17 protein-coding genes are annotated in these 16,553 nt (G+C 58.0%); 9 read left to right on the top strand and 8 right to left on the bottom strand.

Annotated features, from left to right (window positions below; all coding sequences use genetic code 11):
- Positions 1–19 precede the first annotated feature (19 nt).
- From arsC to ACQY4M_RS04945, 3 genes are read right to left on the bottom strand one after another with little or no spacing between them, the layout of a single operon-like run.
- Entirely contained in the window at positions 20–358 is a 339-nt protein-coding gene (gene arsC, locus ACQY4M_RS04955) for an arsenate reductase (glutaredoxin) (RefSeq protein WP_428541560.1), read from the bottom strand.
- Positions 355–1,413 carry a quinone-dependent dihydroorotate dehydrogenase gene (locus ACQY4M_RS04950; RefSeq protein ID WP_428541557.1) on the bottom strand — a complete coding sequence of 353 codons (1,059 nt, stop codon included), beginning with the start codon at positions 1,411–1,413 and terminating at the stop codon, positions 355–357. Before ACQY4M_RS04950 ends, arsC begins: the two co-directional genes overlap by 4 nt.
- Entirely contained in the window at positions 1,410–1,748 is a 339-nt protein-coding gene (locus ACQY4M_RS04945; RefSeq protein WP_428541554.1) for a DUF952 domain-containing protein, read from the bottom strand. Before ACQY4M_RS04945 ends, ACQY4M_RS04950 begins: the two co-directional genes overlap by 4 nt.
- Before the next feature lie 104 nt (positions 1,749–1,852).
- On the opposite strand from ACQY4M_RS04945, the gene ACQY4M_RS04940 reads away from it, so the two are divergent.
- Together ACQY4M_RS04940 and ACQY4M_RS04935 are read left to right on the top strand one after the other, a co-directional pair.
- Positions 1,853–3,388, top strand: coding sequence for a bifunctional metallophosphatase/5'-nucleotidase (locus ACQY4M_RS04940; protein ID WP_428541551.1), 1,536 nt, complete (start codon positions 1,853–1,855; stop codon positions 3,386–3,388).
- Between the two features lie 198 nt (positions 3,389–3,586).
- Complete coding sequence (locus ACQY4M_RS04935; protein ID WP_428541548.1) at positions 3,587–4,249, top strand: SOS response-associated peptidase; 663 nt, start codon at positions 3,587–3,589, stop codon at positions 4,247–4,249.
- Here ACQY4M_RS04935 and ACQY4M_RS04930 read toward each other — a convergent pair.
- Together ACQY4M_RS04930 and ACQY4M_RS04925 are read right to left on the bottom strand one after the other, a co-directional pair.
- Positions 4,238–5,017, bottom strand: coding sequence for a dimethylarginine dimethylaminohydrolase family protein (locus ACQY4M_RS04930; RefSeq protein ID WP_428541545.1), 780 nt, complete (start codon positions 5,015–5,017; stop codon positions 4,238–4,240). The two genes, ACQY4M_RS04935 and ACQY4M_RS04930, sit on opposite strands and share 12 nt — an antisense overlap.
- A gap of 79 nt (positions 5,018–5,096) precedes the next feature.
- Positions 5,097–6,229 (bottom strand): IS3 family transposase gene (locus ACQY4M_RS04925; RefSeq protein WP_428539245.1). Its coding sequence is split into 2 segments (ribosomal slippage): positions 5,097–5,977 and positions 5,977–6,229, totalling 1,134 coding nucleotides; the frame shifts between segments, so codons are not numbered across the junction.
- A gap of 421 nt (positions 6,230–6,650) precedes the next feature.
- On the opposite strand from ACQY4M_RS04925, the gene ACQY4M_RS04920 reads away from it, so the two are divergent.
- The 3 genes from ACQY4M_RS04920 (at position 6,651) to rarD (ending at position 8,713) form a co-directional block, all read left to right on the top strand.
- A complete protein-coding gene (locus ACQY4M_RS04920; protein WP_428541542.1) occupies positions 6,651–7,259 on the top strand; it encodes a superoxide dismutase in 609 nt (202 codons plus the stop codon).
- A 55-nt stretch (positions 7,260–7,314) separates the two neighbouring features.
- Complete coding sequence (locus ACQY4M_RS04915; protein WP_428541539.1) at positions 7,315–7,701, top strand: DUF302 domain-containing protein; 387 nt, start codon at positions 7,315–7,317, stop codon at positions 7,699–7,701.
- A gap of 67 nt (positions 7,702–7,768) precedes the next feature.
- Complete coding sequence (rarD, locus tag ACQY4M_RS04910; protein ID WP_428541536.1) at positions 7,769–8,713, top strand: EamA family transporter RarD; 945 nt, start codon at positions 7,769–7,771, stop codon at positions 8,711–8,713.
- On the opposite strand, the gene ACQY4M_RS04905 is transcribed toward rarD, so the two are convergent.
- A complete protein-coding gene (locus tag ACQY4M_RS04905) occupies positions 8,650–9,219 on the bottom strand; it encodes a TIGR00730 family Rossman fold protein (RefSeq protein WP_428541533.1) in 570 nt (189 codons plus the stop codon). The genes rarD and ACQY4M_RS04905 overlap by 64 nt on opposite strands.
- Before the next feature lie 102 nt (positions 9,220–9,321).
- Between ACQY4M_RS04905 and ACQY4M_RS04900 the strand changes: the two genes are divergently transcribed.
- From ACQY4M_RS04900 to ACQY4M_RS04885, 4 genes are all read left to right on the top strand, one after another.
- Positions 9,322–10,755: a LysM peptidoglycan-binding domain-containing protein gene (locus tag ACQY4M_RS04900; protein WP_428541530.1), complete on the top strand. Its 1,434-nt coding sequence runs from the start codon at positions 9,322–9,324 to the stop codon at positions 10,753–10,755.
- Positions 10,756–10,932: 177 nt separating this feature from the next.
- Positions 10,933–12,771, top strand: a complete 1,839-nt coding sequence (locus ACQY4M_RS04895; RefSeq protein ID WP_428541527.1) for an ABCB family ABC transporter ATP-binding protein/permease — start codon at positions 10,933–10,935, stop codon at positions 12,769–12,771.
- A gap of 98 nt (positions 12,772–12,869) precedes the next feature.
- The gene (locus ACQY4M_RS04890; RefSeq protein ID WP_428541524.1) at positions 12,870–13,280 is read left to right on the top strand and encodes a DUF6326 family protein; all 411 of its coding nucleotides are present in this window, start codon (positions 12,870–12,872) and stop codon (positions 13,278–13,280) included.
- Positions 13,281–13,326: 46 nt separating this feature from the next.
- A complete protein-coding gene (locus tag ACQY4M_RS04885) occupies positions 13,327–13,578 on the top strand; it encodes a hypothetical protein (RefSeq protein ID WP_428541521.1) in 252 nt (83 codons plus the stop codon).
- Between the two features lie 37 nt (positions 13,579–13,615).
- On the opposite strand, the gene ACQY4M_RS04880 is transcribed toward ACQY4M_RS04885, so the two are convergent.
- Together ACQY4M_RS04880 and ACQY4M_RS04875 are read right to left on the bottom strand one after the other, a co-directional pair.
- A complete protein-coding gene (locus tag ACQY4M_RS04880) occupies positions 13,616–14,842 on the bottom strand; it encodes an IS256 family transposase (RefSeq protein WP_428542083.1) in 1,227 nt (408 codons plus the stop codon).
- 605 nt (positions 14,843–15,447) lie between these two features.
- Entirely contained in the window at positions 15,448–16,491 is a 1,044-nt protein-coding gene (locus ACQY4M_RS04875) for an IS5 family transposase (protein WP_428539221.1), read from the bottom strand.
- Between the last annotated feature and the right edge of the window lie 62 nt (positions 16,492–16,553).

Genomic DNA, 16,553 nt, shown 5'->3' with positions numbered 1-16,553 from the left:
ATTTTTGGCAAGAAGAAGCCTAGAGAATGTCCAGCACGGACTCCGGCGGACGGCCAAGGGAGGCTTTGCCGTTTTTGATCACCACGGGACGTTCAACCAGTTTGGGGTGTTCGGCCATGGCTTTGATCAATGTGTCCTCGTCTGCATCCTTTAGGCCCAACTCCGCGAACAGGGTTTCACCCTTGCGGACCAGGTTTTCTGCGGGGATGCCCAGCAGCACCAGCACCTCGCGGATTTCGGCCTCGGACGGGGCATCGTCCAGATAGCGACGGATGGTCGGCGTGATGCCGGCCTCCTCGATCAGGGCCAGCGTGGCGCGGGATTTGCAGCAACGGGGATTGTGCCAGATGGTTGTCATAGCCAGTCCTTTCGTCCGGTTCCGACGGCGTCGGAGAGTTTGTAGAACTTGTCGCGCGCCAGCAGGTCGTCAAGGCCGCGGGTGATTTCGTCGACCAGTGACAGCCCCTGATAGACCATCGCGGAATAAAGCTGCACCGCCGAGGCGCCAGCGCGGATTTTCTGGTAGGCCTGTTCGGCCGAGCCGATGCCGCCGACCCCGATCAGGGGAATTTCCCCGCCGGTCAGTTCCGAAAGCTGCGCCAGAATACGGGTGGATTTTTCAAATAAAGGCTCGCCGGACAAGCCGCCCGTTTCGTCACGGTGGCGGCTGGTCAGCCCGTCGCGCGACAGGGTGGTGTTGGTGGCGATGATGGCGTCAATGCCGGTTGCACGGGCCACGTCTGCCACGTCCGCCAGTTCCTGTTCGTTCAGATCAGGCGCAATTTTCAGGAATACGGGGATCGGGCGGGGCAGGCCATCGCGCACCTTCAGCACGCCGTTCAGCAGGGCGGTCAGGGCCTCCTTGCCTTGTAAATCGCGCAGCCTTTCGGTGTTGGGGGACGACACATTCACCGTGGCAAAATCAATATCCCCGCCGCAATAGCCAAGCACCTTGGCAAAATCGGCGGCGCGGTCGTCGCTGTCCTTGTTCGCGCCAAGGTTCAGGCCGATCACCGCATCACCGGTGTATTGCACCAGTCGGCGCCCGATCGCCTGCATCCCGTCATTGTTGAACCCGAAACGGTTGATCACGGCTTTGTCTTCGGTAAGGCGGAACAGCCGCGGTTTGGGATTGCCCGGTTGCGGGCGCGGGGTGGCGGCGCCAACTTCGATAAAACCGAAACCGGCGCGCGACAGCGGCGCAAGGGCCACAGCGTTTTTGTCAAAACCGGCAGCAAGGCCAACGGGGTTGGGCAGCTTCAGCCCGGCAATCGTGGTGCGCAGGCGGGGCGAGGTATAGACACCGGGCAGCGGCACCAGCCCGCTGTTCAACGCCTTGAGCGATAGGGCGTGCGCCTGTTCCGGGTCCAGCCGGTGCAGGGCAGCTATCCCAAGGCGTTCGACCAGCCTCATGTCATTTCTGCCGGAAAGACATGTGCCCCGTTTTCAAAGGGCAGCGGTTTGGCCCACAACACTTCGGCGCGTTTCAGGAGCCGGTAGAGATGCGGAAACAGATCACCCCCGCGCGAGGGCTCCCATTTTATCGCGTCGCCCATATCGTCGGCTTCAAAGGCGACCAGCATCAGCCCGTCCACACCGGCGAAATATTTTGCCGCTGTTTCACCGGCCTGTGCGGCGGTGGAAAAATGGATGAACCCGTCGGCCAGATCAATCGGCGCGCCAAGGGTTTCGCCGTTTTCATCAAGTTCGGCCCATTCGGACCCGAGGAAAATTTTATAAATCTGCATGCGGGTGACATGCCGTTTTGAAACGCAATCGTCAAGGCTTTGACTCTTGGCTGTTACATCGCCACGATACGCGGTGAATCAGTTCACTCAACAGGGGGATTCCCATGCTTACTCGTACCAATACCACCTTTCGCGGCCTGACCGCAGCCATTCTGGGCGGCACCGCAATTGCGGCGGCCACGCTGGCGCCGGCCTATGCCGAAGAGCCAATCAAGATCACCATTCTGGGCGTTGGCGATATTTACCAGTTCGACGGGGAAGGCGACCAGGGCGGCTTTGCCCGCCTGAACGCCGTGGCCAAGGCCGAGCGCGCAGCCAACCCGAATACCATCTATGTGTTTGATGGCGATATGCTGTCGCCTTCGATCCTGTCAGGGTTTGACCACGGCCAGAATACCATTGATCTGACCAATCTGGTGCCGTTCGACATTGCTGTTCCGGGCAATCACGAATTTGACTTTGGCGTTGATAATTTCCTCGAGAAAATGGCCGCTTCGAAATATCCGTGGGCCGCGATCAACATCACCAATGGCGATGGCACACCGGTTGACGGCCTTGGAGGTGTGATGTGGAAGGAAATCGAAGGGCTGAAAATTGCCCTGATTCCGGTAGCACAGGACACCACTCCCGAGGTGACCAGTTCGGGTGATCTGAAATTTGCGTCAACCGTTGACAGTGGTGTTGCTGCGGCCAAGGCGGCGCGCGGTGAAGGGGCCGATCTGGTGATTGGCGTGGTGCAAACCGATATGTCTAACGACCGCAAGCTGATTGCCAGTGGCGCGTTTGATGTGATCATGTCGGGCGATGACCATTCCTATGGCACCTCTTACGACGGGCGTACGGCCTATGTGGAAACCTCGATCGACGGGCGGTTCCTGTCGCCAGTGGACCTGACGGTGACAATCGGGGAATCGCATGGCAAACGCAAGGTGCGCTGGACCCCGAATTTCCGCTTTATCAACACGGCGAATGTTACTCCTGATCCGGAATCCCAGGCGGTGGTCGAAAAATTCGAAAAGCAGTTGGACGAGAGCCTGAATATCGAAATAGGCGCGACAGAAGGGCCGCTGGATTCCCGACGTAACGTAGTGCGTGGCGAAGAATCTGCGATGGGTGATTTGATTGCCGACGCGATCCGTGATGCCACGGGGGCAGATATTGCCATCGCAAACGGCGGCGGTATCCGCGGGGATCGCACCTATGATGCGGGCACGGTTCTGACGCGGCGTGATATTCTGACCGAACTGCCCTTTGGCAACGTCACGGTGCTGACGGAACTGCCAGGCAGTCAGGTTCTGGCTGCGCTGGAAAACGGTGTTAGTCAGGTGGAAAAAGGCGCTGGCCGTTTCCCGCAGGTGTCGGGCATGACCTATGTTTATGATCCCAGCGCGCCTGCCGGGTCGCGTATTGCCTCGGTTAAAGTTGGCGGCAAGGATCTGGATATCAACAAGGTCTATAAGCTGGCGACCAATGATTACATTCTGGCCGGCGGTGACGGGTATAACGCCCTTGGCGGCGGACGCTTGCTGATTGACAAGGCAAACGGCAATCTGATGGCCAATGACGTGATCAACTATGTAATCAAGAACGGTGGCGTGACCGCGTCGGTCGAAGGCCGGATCAAAACCGTTGGCAACTAGGCCGGACTGACAACAGACAGAAACACCCTGCGCCGTTAGTCGCGGGGTGTTTTGCATTTTGCGCGGGCCTGATAGGGCAAATCCAACCCAATTGAATTCACCAGACAACCCGAACGCATTTGCGGGTGCAAACGCTGCCTCGGGTTGCGCGGTGAATACACTATTCCGATTAGATTGGATGTGCTCTAGGGTGGCCCCATGTGTGGACGATTTTCCCTGTTAATGCCGGTGGATGCGATGGTGCAGATGTTTGCGGCGCTGCCTGCGAATAATCTGCCCGTGACCCCGAATTACAACATTTGCCCGACGAACAACGTGTCTGCCGTGATCAGCGGCGAAGGGCGGCGGCTGGTCTCGATGCGCTGGGGGTTTGTGCCGCAGTGGTATAAAACGTCAACCGATGGCCCGCTGCTGATCAACGCGCGGGCGGAAACGTTGGCTGAAAAGCCCGCCTTTCGCGATGCCTGTCGCAGCCGGCGGTGCCTGATCCCCGCCACCGGTTTTTATGAATGGAGCAAGGGCGAAGGTGGTGCGCGTCTGCCGTGGTATATCTATCGCGAGGATGGCACGCCGGTGGTGTTTGCCGGTATCTGGCAGCGCTGGGACAAGGGGGATGCCCCAATGGATACCTGCGCGATTGTCACCACGGGTGCGAATGGCGAAATGGCAGCGGTGCATCACCGGATGCCGGTGATCCTGCCGCCGGATCAATGGGGGCTGTGGCTGGGCGAGGAAGGCAAGGGGGCTGCAACATTGATGCGGCCAGCCCCTGAAGGGGCATTGTGTAAACATCGGGTTGGCATGGCCGTGAACTCCAACAAGGCACAAGGGCCGGCATTGATCGAGCGGCTAGAACCGTAGCGACAGGCAGGACATGCCGCCGTCCAGTTTGGCACATTCGGTATTGTCGATTTCGCGCACCTCGTATCCCGTATCGCGCAGGCGTTTGGCTGTGTTTGGAAAACCGGCAGCCATGATCACGAATTGGTTGAAACGGATGGCGTTGGCACCGGCCTCTTCTCCGTCTGCCGTGTGGATTACATTGTAGCCGTCAAAACACCCCGATGGGGCAAGGCGCGGGGTGGACAGGATGGTTTCCCCGTCCAGCAGCGAACAATCGGTTTTGAAGTGCAGAACACCTTTTGGAACGGTGATGGCCCGCACCTTGTAGCCCCAGTCGCGCAGCAGATCGGCCAGTTCGTCCACGCCTGCCTGATTGGTGCGATCCGACAGGCCAACCAGAATTTCCTTTGCCGTGACCAGAATATCCCCGCCCTCGATTGTGCCCGGGCCTTTGATGCGGCGCACCTCTTTGTAGTGATTGCGCAGGGTCGGGGCCATTTCGTCCACCTCGCCCGCACGGCTGGCAGCACCCGAGCGCATTAGAATTGCCCCTTGGGGCAGGCACAGGGCGGTGTCTTCGACGAAAACACTATCGGGATAGGCGGGCAGGGGTGGCAGGGTAACCACATCGGCGCCGGTTTCGCGCAGGGTGGCGACATAGGCGTCATGGGCGGCCTGCATGCGTTCCAGATCCGGCGTGCCTATGTCAATTGCGCGCAGGCCTTGGGTGATGCTGGCGGCGGGTTTGCGGGTGATGGCGTGGCGGAATTGATATGTCGGGTTCATGCCGCGTATTCAAACGCTAAGAGGTGGTCCCACTTTTTTGACCAGTCAGCAGCCAGTTTAAGATGGATCAGGGTTTCATTTAGGCTGCCAAACTCATTGGTTTTGTTTTTCTGTCATAGGCTTCATCCGGGGTCAATATTCCGTGGGTGGAATGCGGGCGCTCGGTGTTGTAGTAAGCCAACCATTTCCCGATCCCGGCGCGGGTCTGCGAACCCGTTTCAAATGCGTTGAGGTAAATGCATTCGTATTTCAAGGATCGCCAAAGCCGCTCGATCATCCGGTTATCGACCCAGCGACCTTTGCCATCCATCGAGATTTTCACGTCGGCTTCTTTCAGCGCCTGCGTCCATTCAAACCCGGTGAACTGGCTGCCCTGGTCGCTGTTCATGATATCGGGCTTGCCGTATTTGGCCATAGCCTCTTTCAGGGCTTCAACGCAAAAATCTGCCTCCATGCTGTTTGACAATCTCCAGCTCAAAACCTTGCGGCTGTGCCAGTCCATGATCGCGACCAAATAGAGGAACCCGCGCTGCATCGGAATGTAGGTGATATCTACGCACCACACATGGTTTGGACGATCAATCGTCAGGTCTCGCAGCAGATACGGGTAGATCTTATGCTGCGGATGTTTCTTGCTCGTGTTGGGCGTCTGGTAGATCGGAACCAACCGCATCAGCCGCATCAAACGGCGGACCCTGTGGCGACCACACTTGTAACCTTGGCGCTGCATGTGCCGGGCCATTTGCCGTGATCCATACCACGGCGTCTGCAAGAATTGCTTGTCGATTATTGTCATGAACCGCAAATTTTCAGCACTTTCGCCTTTTGGCTGGTAATACAGGTTCGAGCGCGCCAGAGAAAGTAGCCCGCATTGTCGTCGCACACTCAGATCATGCTCACGGCTCACCATTTTTTGCCTCGCTTCCCGAGCAACTGTTGCGAGGCGTTGGCTAAAAAATCCCGTTCCACGACCAGCTGACCAATCTTGGAGTGCAGCTTCTCAATCTGGGCTTCATCAACCCGATCAGGATCACGGCCCCGTCTGGAAAATGCCGTGGCCATGTTTTCAATCGCTGCTCGTTTCCATGTGCCAATCTGGGTTGGATGCACACCATACTTCTTCGACAGCTCCGCCATCGTCATTTCCTCGCGGATTGCTTCAAGCGCAACGCGGGCTTTGAATTCGGGAGAATGGTTCTTTCGTTTCGTCATTTTGAATCGTCTTTCTCATAAGTCGATCCACCTTAACAACTGGTCCGAATTTCCGCGACCACCTCTGAACGATTCGCCTATCCAAGAGGCTTATGGCAAACCTATCTTGGTGACCGTTGTTGTGTACAGTGACAAACGGTTGACCGTAAAGTGGGAAGTGAAGGGTCTAAAGGCTGAACGAGGTGTTACCATGTCACGCTTTATGTACCGTTTGACGATCCTGAAAGCACGGGGAAACAAGGCAATCGTAAGAGCCAATCCTGCGGGGTATATTTGGGATTTGGGTGCTTCCGGAAAGTGCAGGGTTACCAAGTAAGCGCTTTTGTCACTATGTTTGAAATAGGGAAAAACCTTGACCTTCCCCCCTTGGCCGCTGCATCTATCAGCATAGATTTTCACGCGAACAACCAAGGGGGCTAATATGTCTTTTACACTTCCCGATCTACCCTATGCACATGATGCGCTGGCCGATGCCGGCATGTCCAAGGAAACGCTGGAATACCACCACGACCTGCACCACAAGGCCTATGTCGACAACGGCAACAAGCTGATTGCCGGCACCGAATGGGAAGGCAAATCGCTGGAAGACATCATCACCGGCACATATGACGCCGGTGCTGTCGCCCAGAACGGTATTTTCAACAACGCATCCCAACACTGGAACCACAGCCAGTTCTGGGAAATGATGGGGCCGAATTCCGGCGCCATGCCCGGCGAGCTGGAAAGCCGCATCAAGGATGCCTTTGGCACGGTCGACGAATTCAAATCGCAGTTTACCGCTGCAGGTGCGGGCCAGTTCGGTTCGGGCTGGTGCTGGCTGGTGGTTGATACCGACGGCACGCTGAAGGTGACAAAAACCGAAAACGGCGTGAACCCGCTGTGTTTCGGGCAAACTGCGCTGCTGGGTTGCGATGTGTGGGAGCATTCCTACTATATCGACTTCCGCAACAAGCGTCCGGTTTACCTGTCCAATTTCCTTGACAAACTTGTGAACTGGGAAAACGTGGCCGAACGTCTGGCCAACGCCTAAATAACCGGGGTGGGCGCTGTGCCCGCCCCCTTTCACCCATCCAAGGAGATATAAAATGAGCTATACTCTGGACCGCATTCTGGCCGATACCGACATGGCTACAGCCGAAGAACGCACCCGCACGGCGCTGACGGCCAACGGTTTTGGCGTGCTGACAGAAATCGACGTATCCGCGACGATGAAGAAAAAGCTGGATGTGGACATGCCGGGGTATAAAATTCTGGGGGCCTGTAGCCCGCAGATGGCTTATGACGCGATCCAGCTGGAGCCGAAGCTGGGCGCGATGCTGCCTTGTAACGTGATCCTGCGGGCCGTGGATAACGGTGTCGAGGTCAGCGCGATTGACCCTGTGGCCTCGATGATGGGCGTTGATAATGCTGAACTGCCCAAAGTGGCCGATGTGGTGCGCGGCATGCTGCAAAAAGCGGTTGACGAAATCTAAAAACGGCAACAGTGTTGATCGTCGGCGCCCTTCGCGATGCGGGGGGCGTTTTCATTTGGAGCAGCCGATGACACGCACACAACAAGGTATCGCCGCCATGATCGCGGCCTGCGTCCTGTGGGGCCTGTCACCGCTGTATTACAAGGCTCTGTCATATGTTCCCCCGCTGGAAGTGCTGTCGCACCGCACCCTGTGGTCGCTGGTGTTCTTTGGCATCGTGCTGGCGGTGCAGGGGCGGCTGGGGGAAATCGGCGTGATTTTCCGCGCGCGCGGGTTGTTGGCGGTGATGCTGGCTTCGTCAATCCTGATCGCGGTGAACTGGGGCATCTTTATCTGGGCGATTCAGGTCGGCCGCACGGTCGAATCCAGTCTGGGCTATTACATCTACCCGCTGATCTCGGTCTTGCTGGGGGCGGTGCTGTTTCATGAACGGCTGGACCGGGTGCAAATCCTGTCGGTGGCGCTGGCCACAGGCGCAGTGGGCCTGCTGACATGGGGTCTGGGGGTGACGCCTTGGATATCGCTGTCGCTGGCTATCAGTTTTGTCGCCTACGGGGTGATCAAGAAACAGGTGCCGGTGGGGCCGGTGGTGTCGGTCACCACAGAAGTGCTGCTGTTGTTGCCGCTGGCCATTGTCTGGCTGTGGGGCATTCATGCGCGGGGCTGGAACGATTTTGACGGGCGCACGGTCGCGGCATTTGGCGATGGCTGGTACAACACTGTCATGCTGATGGGGCTGGGGTTGATCACAGCCTTGCCGCTGATCCTGTTTTCCTATGCCACCAAACGGCTGGGGTTCGCCACCCAAGGGTTGCTGTTCTACCTGAACCCGACCCTGCAATTCATCGTCGCAGTTGTCGCCTTTGGCGAAGCGGTCAGCCGCTGGCATATGATTGCCTTCCCGCTGATCTGGCTGGCGTTGGCGATCTATTCGCTGAACGCGCTGCGTCAGGAAAGGGCGTTGCGCAGGGCTGCGGCCAGCGCAGGCACGGTTTCCACCACATCGAAATAGTCGCGCAGGTTGGTATCGGCGAACCCCTGTTCAATCACATGGTCCATTAGCGCCAAAAGGGGCTGCCAATAGCCATCGACATTCAGCAGATAGATCGGTTTTTCATGCAGGCCCAACTGGCGCCATGTCAGAACCTCGAACATCTCGTCCAGTGATCCCGCCCCGCCGGGCAACACCACAATGGCGTCCGAATTCATATACATTACCTTTTTGCGCTCGTGCATGTTTTCGGTGACAATGAATTGCGACAAATCCCGCTTGCCCACTTCGCGTTTCAACAAATGTTCGGGGATCACGCCAAAGGTTTCGCCGCCTGTCGCTTGCGCCCCGCAGGCCACGGCCCCCATCAACCCGACATCGCCCGCACCGTAAACCAGCCGCCAGCCCTGTTGCGCCAATGTCTGTCCCAATTCGGTTGCGGCAGCTTTATAGGCGGGGTTGGCACCAAACCGGGAGCCGCAATAAACGCAGACAGACAGGCGGGCAGGGGATGGGGGAACAGACATGCGACAAATTCCTTGAAAAGGGCTTTTGACCGCTGATACCGCTGTTGCTATGGTCGTGCAAGCACGGGGCCGTTGGGGGCTGTGCGTAAAGGGAAGAACAAGATGACAAACAAGACTGCGCTTGGGTCCGGAATTCAAATGGTGGCCGGAGGGGCCGCTGCTGTTGCCTTGGCGTTGGCGGCCTATCTGGGCTATCAGTTTTTTGGCAACAAACAGGCACCGGTAACGGTGATGCAACCTGTTGCGGATACCCCAACCGTGCAGAATGCCGGTGAGGATGCAACCGCGCCGCAAACGGCTGTAGAAAACGCGCAAACCGATGCCCCCAGTGAGGCGCATTCAGAAGGGGCAGAGACAGCCACTATTCCAGCCCCCGAGTTTGATGTGGTGCGGGTTGAGCCGGATGGCAGTTCGGTTATTGCCGGACTTGCCCAACCGGGGACAGAAGTAACAATCCTGCTGGATGGCAGCGAAGTCACCCGTGCATCCGCTGATAAGCAAGGCAATTTCGTTGCGCTTCTGACACTTCCACCCAGCGATACGGCCCGTGTTATTACCCTGTCCATTCCCGGTGAAGGGGATGCTGTTGTTACATCTGACAACAGCGTTATTCTGGCCCCGGTGACCAGCCCGGCAGAGCCGGAAGAACAAATTGCCAGCGCAATGCAAGCGGACACAGCTGCGGCAACACCTGATCAAACAGACGCCCCCCAAACACCTATGCCCGAGGGCGCAACCTCTGAAACAGCCGCTTTGACGGATGGACAGGCCGTGGCACAACCAACTCGGAACAGCCCATCAGATGAAGAACCCAAGCCTGAACAAACCGAAGTTGCAGGGGCTGTGGTCACAGGCACAACAACCGAAACGACGCCTGACACTGCGACTGGGGCAAGTTCCGACAACCCAGCCCGGGTGGCCACCGCGACATCGCCTGCTAGCACCACACCTGCACCGGTTGAGGGCGCGGATTCTGTGGCTGACAACGCTTCTGAACCCAAAGCCCCTGCCGTGCTGTTGGCCACAAAAGACGGCGTGCGTGTCTTGCAGCCTGCCGACAGCAGCCCGGAAATGACAACCAACGTGGTGATCGACGCGATCACTTATGATGCCGCCGGCGAAGTCCAGTTATCGGGGCGTGGCACTGATGAGGGCTTTGTTCGGGTCTATCTGGATAACAAGCCTGTGCTGACCACACCGATTGACGCCGGTGGTGGCTGGCACACCGAATTGCCCGATGTCGATAGCGGCATCTATACGCTAAGGGTGGATCAGGTCGATGCGACGGGGGCCGTGGTTTCGCGCACCGAAACACCGTTCAAGCGCGAAACAGCCGAAACCCTGCAAAGCACCCAGAATACGGCAACGGCCCCGGCAATTTCGGTCACAGTGCAACCCGGCTCTACCCTTTGGGCGATTGCGCGGGAAACCTATGGTGATGGAATGTTGTATGTGCGTGTCTTCGAGGCCAACCGCGACAGCATCCGCGATCCTGATCTGATCTACCCCGGACAAGTGTTTGCAGTGCCCGATTAAAGCGTTTCGACTTTTTGTTGAAACAGGTATCATGCCCTGCCAGCGAGGCAGTGATTGCGTAGCAATGGCGTTCACTGGCAGGGCATGATGCAATATTAAGTCGAAACGCTATAGGTGCTGGTAATCCGGTGCGGGGGCCATTACATTCGGGTGTCCACCCTATAGGAAAGCCGCGATATGGTCAGCCGGATCACTAAAACCGAATTCACCCCCGAGGAACGCCGCCAGAACTGGCGCACCATTCGCAAGGTGGCCCCCTATATGTGGCCCAAGGATCAGCCTTGGGTGAAACGGCGCGTGGTTGTGGCGATGATGTTGCTGGTCTTGGCCAAGCTGGTCTCGGTGCTCACCCCGTTTTTCTACAAGGCTGCGGTGGATTCGCTTTCAGGGGAGGCCAACAATCCGGCATGGATGCTGGGGGCAGGGGCGATCGGTTTGACGGTGGCCTATGGTGTGGCCAAACTGATGACTGTCGGCTTTCAGCAATTGCGCGATGTGGCCTTTGCCCGGGTGGCGCAACGGGCCTTGCGGGCTCTGGCGCTGGAAACCTTCCAACATATGCACCGCTTATCAATGCGCTATCATATCACCCGCAAAACCGGCGGTCTTAGCCGGATCATTGAACGCGGGGTCAAGGGGGTGGAATTCCTGCTGCGGTTCCTGTTGTTCAGCATGGGACCGCTGATTCTGGAACTGCTGATGATTGGTGTGGTTCTGTATTTTGTGTTTGATGTCTGGTATCTGGCCGTGGTTGTTGTCACGATCTGGGCCTATGTCTGGTTTACTTTCAAGGTCACCGAATGGCGGGTGAAAATCCGCAAACAGATGAACGATCAGGACACCGACGCCAATCAAAAGGCCATCGATTCCCTGCTGAATTTCGAAACCGTGAAATACTTTGGCGCCGAGGCGCGCGAGGCCGCACGCTATGACGTTTCCATGGCCGGATACGAGGCGGCGGCGCTGAAAACATCCTATTCGCTGGCCTTTCTGAATTTCGGCCAGTCGGTGTTTATCACCGCCGGTCTGGTGGCCGTGATGGTGATGGCTGCAATGGGTGTGCAGCGTGGCGATCTGACGGTGGGCGATTTTGTCATGGTCAACGCCTATATGATCCAGATCACCATGCCGCTGAATTTCCTTGGCACGGTCTATCGCGAGATCCGCCAATCCCTTGTGGATATGGGCGAAATGTTCACCCTGCTGGAACAACCCGCCGAGGTGAAGGACAAACCCGACGCCAAGCCGCTGGTGGTGACGGAAGGCAAAGTCGAGCTGGACGACGTCTATTTTGGCTACGAGGCCGCGCGGCCCATTCTGAAGGGCGTCAGCCTGACGGTTCATGGCGGGGAAACCGTGGCCATCGTCGGGCCGTCGGGCAGCGGCAAATCGACCATCGGGCGGTTGTTGTTCCGCTTTTATGACGTCAACAAAGGCGCCTTGCGGATTGACGATCAGGACGTGCGCGATGTGACCCAAGTCAGCCTGCACGCGCAAATCGGTGTGGTGCCGCAGGATACGGTGCTGTTCAACGACACTATCCTTTACAACATCGCATACGGGCGCCCCGAAGCTACGCGTGCCGAGATCGAGGACGCCGCGAAGGCTGCGAAAATCCACGACTTTATCCTCAGCCTGCCGGATGGTTACGACACCACCGTAGGTGAACGCGGGCTGAAACTGTCGGGCGGGGAAAAACAGCGCGTCGGCATCGCCCGCACCCTGTTGAAAAACCCGCCGATCCTGCTGCTGGACGAGGCCACATCGGCGCTGGATACCCAGACCGAGCGCGACATCCAGGACAGTTTGCGCGAGATGGGGCAAGGGCGTACGGTGATCACCATCGCCCACCGCCTGTCCACCATTGTGGATGCGGATATGATTGTGGTGCTTGAGGATGGCGTGATCGTCGAGCAGGGCAGCCACGACGAATTGCTGTCGCATCACGGGCGCTATTACAAGATGTGGAACCGCCAGCAGGCGGACGAGGAAAAGGGCTTGGCTGTTGCGGAATAATCCTGCCAGACTGGGGGGCAGGGTCGGCCGATCCTGTCCTGAGGTACGGGAGGCGCATACCGCAGGTTTATATTCACGATCTGACGTCGGAGGACGAAATGACGGATAATGCACGCGCCACCGCGGCCCCACCCATAGATACGCGGCTAAAGATTGCCGCACTCTGGACCTCGCTATTGTTCATCTTTGCCTATGTCGATATCTTCGCCTTTTTCCGCGCCGATATTTTGCAAGGCGCGCTGGCCGGAAAGGTTGCCGTGTTCACGGTGGACCAGAGTTTTCTGTTGCTGACCACGATTTATGTGATCATCCCCAGCCTGATGATTTCCCTGTCCCTGATCCTGCCACCCCGCGCCAACCGTTTGTCCAACATCATCGTGGCAGCCGTTTATGCGCTCACCATTCTGGGCAGTTGCATTGGCGAGGTGTGGATATATTACTGGCTCGGCAGCCTGACCGAGGTTCTGTTGCTGCTGGTGATAATCCGCTACGCTTGGAAGATGCCGTAGGGCGGGGTTCACCCCGCCGTCTTTGACGTAAGGATGTTTAACGCACATGTTTCCCGATATGTTTTCTCCAAAACCATTGGTTTTGGGCTCAGAATTAGCCCAGTCCGCGTTGGCTTCAGTCAACTACTTCCACGATGGGATTTTGGAATCGAGCATGGTTCACAGCAACGTTCTGCATCTGAAATTCATTGAGCCGTATTTCCCAGCTCAGAATATGTATTGTGCATTTGGAATAACAGGCGCGCATCTGGAAGTGGGTATTCCTGAATGGTTGTGTCTCGAAAGTGGTGGAAATTGATTTCAGGCACCTCCGAGCGGGTTGAGTTATGCGCCGGTCAGGCGGCTTGGTCAAGGGTTGCGTCGGCGACGGGCTGAGCGAGCGTTTCCCAGCCATCGACCTTTCGCATGACGATCTGCCCCGAGGCCATCAGAGCCCAAAGCAGCATCGGCACGGTCTCGGCGCCTGGCAGCACGGTCTGGGTCTTGATGCGGCGGCGGAATTCCTCGTTCAGGCGTTCGATCGCATTTGTCGTTCTGGCCGATTTCCACTGGCCTTGTGGCAGACGCGTGAAGGTGAAAAGCTTATCTCCTGCTTCTTCCAAGCTGTCAGCGACGGCCTTGCATTTCAGCCGCCATTTTCGCAGAAATGCCTTGCGGCGGGTGGCGATTTCCTCGGGTGTTTTGGCGTAGATCATGTCGCGGTAATCTTCTGTCAACTCATCATGCATACGCTTGGGTGCCTTGGCCAGAAGGTTGCGGTGCTTGTGCACCGTGCACCTCTGGATCGGCAGATCTTCACCCCAGAGGGCAATGAGAGCGACCTCAAGTCCCGGTGCCCCGTCCACGATGACAAATTCGGGCCGTTTCAACCCGCGCGCATCCAGATCGTTGATGAACTGACGCCAGGCGGAGGTGCTTTCGCCGCCCATGTTCATCAGTGATAACAAGACCTTCTGCCCATCCCGGCGCACGCCAATCGCGGCCAGAACCGAGATATTGGTGGCCTTCCTGTCAATCCGCGTTTTGATCACGGTGCCGTCCAGGATCAGCCGCACGATGTCTTCATCCGCAAGGCTGCGGGCGCACCACGCCTGCCAGTCCACCTTCACCTTGCGCCAGGCGCGGCTCACCACATCCTTGCTGACCGCCCCCTGAAACAGGCCGAACAGGGCGCGTTTTACCCGCCGTGTGTTGGTGCCCGAAAGGTAGACAGCAGCGATCAGCGCCTCGGCCTTCTTCGTCAGCCGCTGGTAGCGGGGCAATGCCTTCGAGCGCCATTCTCTGGCCTTGCCGGCCTCGCCTGTGATCCGCGCACGCGGCACGCGCACCGTTTCGGTTCCAAATGTTCCGACCAGTTGCCGCTCGCGATGCCCGTGGCGGTATCCGGCCTTTGCCCCGCCGCTGCGGCCATACCGGCAACGGCCCAGAAACTGCTCCAGCTCCTCTTCGAAAACCGCCTCGATCGTCGCGCGGATGTTCTGGCGCAGCCGGTCTTCAATCGGGTCATAGCCTGCTTCATTGGCCAGTAGCGCGGATGTCGATGTTGCTGTATTCTTTGTCATGGCGTGATCTCCTTGGCGGTTCCAGCCGCCGGTTGGGTGGCTTCGATGCACCCGGAGATTACGCCGTCCTCGAATTTCCACCAAACTCGCGACACTACCGGCAATCGACAGGATTAATATGATGGTTTTGAACCCGCGCGGTTTTTCTACGGGATTGATGTTGTCCTCAACAGCTTTGTCTGTATTCATCACATTCCCTTTTTAGCTTAAGTGAAGCGCGCCATCCGCATATAAGACTACATCTTGCGGACCTGTTTTACCTCTGCCACGGTGCCATGCCATGGGTAATAAGCAGGATGTTTTCCACCTTAATACCGGTTTCATAATTTACAATGCTACGTAAGCGGTGCTCTGTTCCCACGTTGCGCTTGATCCGCGCGCACTATTTCCGAGTTTTCCAACGTTTTGCCAATTTTAGAAGCTCCATTTTGAGTTCGTCGGTTTCAGGTTGGTTGGGATCGAATGTATCGCCGAACCATTCTTTTAAGTTTTTATGCTCTGGAAGACCTCTGCATGAGGCCATGGCTTTCGGTTGAAGCAAGATTTCGGCCGCCCACCTTGCGCCCCTGCGGGTCCGGCGGACAGACGGGTGGCGGGGTTTGGGGCTATGCGATTGCGGGGGTTTGCGGGTTGAGGGTGATCCTGTTTGCGGCCTTGAGCAGGTTTTGCGCGATGGCGGCCATGACCATCTGGGCATGCACCCTGGCGCGCCCGAAATATCTCGCCCGCTGCAGGCCGAAGAGGCGTTTCATCGTGCCGAAAGTCTGCTCGATGCGGAAGCGGCGTTTCGAAATCAGCCGGTTGAAGCGTTTCTCCGATTGCCGCAGGGGGCGGCCGCGCGCTGCCTTGCGCAGGATGCCGTCGCGGTATTTGCCGCGCAGCATCTGGCGGTTGGCCTTGCTCGCATAGGCCTTGTCGGCCAGCACCCGCTGCGCCTTTGCGCCCGCGATCATGGTGGCGAATTCGGGGCTTTCGGCGGCATTGGCGGGCGTGGTGTGCACCTTGTCGATAAAGCCCTCTTCGTCGCAGCGGGCAAAGCCCTTGTAGCCGAGCGTGCTCTTGCGGCCCTTCTTGACCCAGCGGGCATCAGGGTCGGCGCTGAAATGCAGCTGTGCCCCGTCGGGTGAGACCTCGGGCGGATCATCCGGCGTCCCTTCCCTTGCCCCGTCCTCTGCCCGGTCCTGCGGGGCGTCGATATGGGTGCGCGGGCGCGCCGCCGCCGCGATCAGGGTCGCATCAATGATCGCCGCCTCAGCCTCTTTCAGCTTCAGCCCATGCGCCTCGATCTGGCGGCAGACCTCGGCCAGCAGCTCATCGTAAACGCCACCCCGGACCAGCGCATTGCGGAACCGGCAGTGGGTCGTCTCATCCGGCACCGACGCGTGCAGATCGAGCCCGCAGAACAGCATGAAATCCAGCCGCACCTTCAAGGCCCGCTCCAGCTTCGGGTCGCTCAGCCCGTGCCACTGGCCAACCAGAAGACACTTGAACAGAACCAGCGGATCATAGCCCTGAGGCCCGATCCCCGAGCGCCCCAGACCGCGCCGCAGGATCGGCAAAAACGAGTTCCAATCCATCAGCGCGTCGATCTTCGACAGAACGTCATCCGCGCCGATCCGTGCCGCCGCTTCGTGCAGGAAAAGGTCCATCTATTCACCCCAGAGATTTCTCGGCTAGCTTACCAAAACGGCCAACCCGGGGGAATCCCGAT

The sequence above is a fragment of the Profundibacter sp. genome (assembly GCF_965277155.1).
GTDB lineage: Bacteria > Pseudomonadota > Alphaproteobacteria > Rhodobacterales > Rhodobacteraceae > Profundibacter.
The sequence above is the reverse complement of the archived record's forward strand: the minus strand, read 5'-3'. Positions and strand labels throughout refer to the sequence as shown.

What these genes read in the sequence shown, in the direction of transcription:
- ACQY4M_RS04890 (WP_428541524.1), top strand. Translation starts at nt 12,870, where the DNA reads ATGACGGATAATGCACGCGCCACCGCGGCCCCACCCATAGATACGCGG.
- ACQY4M_RS04905 (WP_428541533.1), bottom strand. Translation starts at nt 9,219, where the DNA reads ATGTCTGTTCCCCCATCCCCTGCCCGCCTGTCTGTCTGCGTTTATTGC.
- ACQY4M_RS04915 (WP_428541539.1), top strand. Translation starts at nt 7,315, where the DNA reads ATGAGCTATACTCTGGACCGCATTCTGGCCGATACCGACATGGCTACA.
- ACQY4M_RS04935 (WP_428541548.1), top strand. Translation starts at nt 3,587, where the DNA reads ATGTGTGGACGATTTTCCCTGTTAATGCCGGTGGATGCGATGGTGCAG.
- ACQY4M_RS04875 (WP_428539221.1), bottom strand. Translation starts at nt 16,491, where the DNA reads ATGGACCTTTTCCTGCACGAAGCGGCGGCACGGATCGGCGCGGATGAC.
- ACQY4M_RS04880 (WP_428542083.1), bottom strand. Translation starts at nt 14,842, where the DNA reads ATGACAAAGAATACAGCAACATCGACATCCGCGCTACTGGCCAATGAA.
- arsC (WP_428541560.1), bottom strand. Translation starts at nt 358, where the DNA reads ATGACAACCATCTGGCACAATCCCCGTTGCTGCAAATCCCGCGCCACG.
- ACQY4M_RS04940 (WP_428541551.1), top strand. Translation starts at nt 1,853, where the DNA reads ATGCTTACTCGTACCAATACCACCTTTCGCGGCCTGACCGCAGCCATT.
- ACQY4M_RS04950 (WP_428541557.1), bottom strand. Translation starts at nt 1,413, where the DNA reads ATGAGGCTGGTCGAACGCCTTGGGATAGCTGCCCTGCACCGGCTGGAC.
- ACQY4M_RS04945 (WP_428541554.1), bottom strand. Translation starts at nt 1,748, where the DNA reads ATGCAGATTTATAAAATTTTCCTCGGGTCCGAATGGGCCGAACTTGAT.
- ACQY4M_RS04900 (WP_428541530.1), top strand. Translation starts at nt 9,322, where the DNA reads ATGACAAACAAGACTGCGCTTGGGTCCGGAATTCAAATGGTGGCCGGA.
- ACQY4M_RS04930 (WP_428541545.1), bottom strand. Translation starts at nt 5,017, where the DNA reads ATGAACCCGACATATCAATTCCGCCACGCCATCACCCGCAAACCCGCC.
- ACQY4M_RS04920 (WP_428541542.1), top strand. Translation starts at nt 6,651, where the DNA reads ATGTCTTTTACACTTCCCGATCTACCCTATGCACATGATGCGCTGGCC.
- ACQY4M_RS04895 (WP_428541527.1), top strand. Translation starts at nt 10,933, where the DNA reads ATGGTCAGCCGGATCACTAAAACCGAATTCACCCCCGAGGAACGCCGC.
- rarD (WP_428541536.1), top strand. Translation starts at nt 7,769, where the DNA reads ATGACACGCACACAACAAGGTATCGCCGCCATGATCGCGGCCTGCGTC.
- ACQY4M_RS04885 (WP_428541521.1), top strand. Translation starts at nt 13,327, where the DNA reads ATGTTTCCCGATATGTTTTCTCCAAAACCATTGGTTTTGGGCTCAGAA.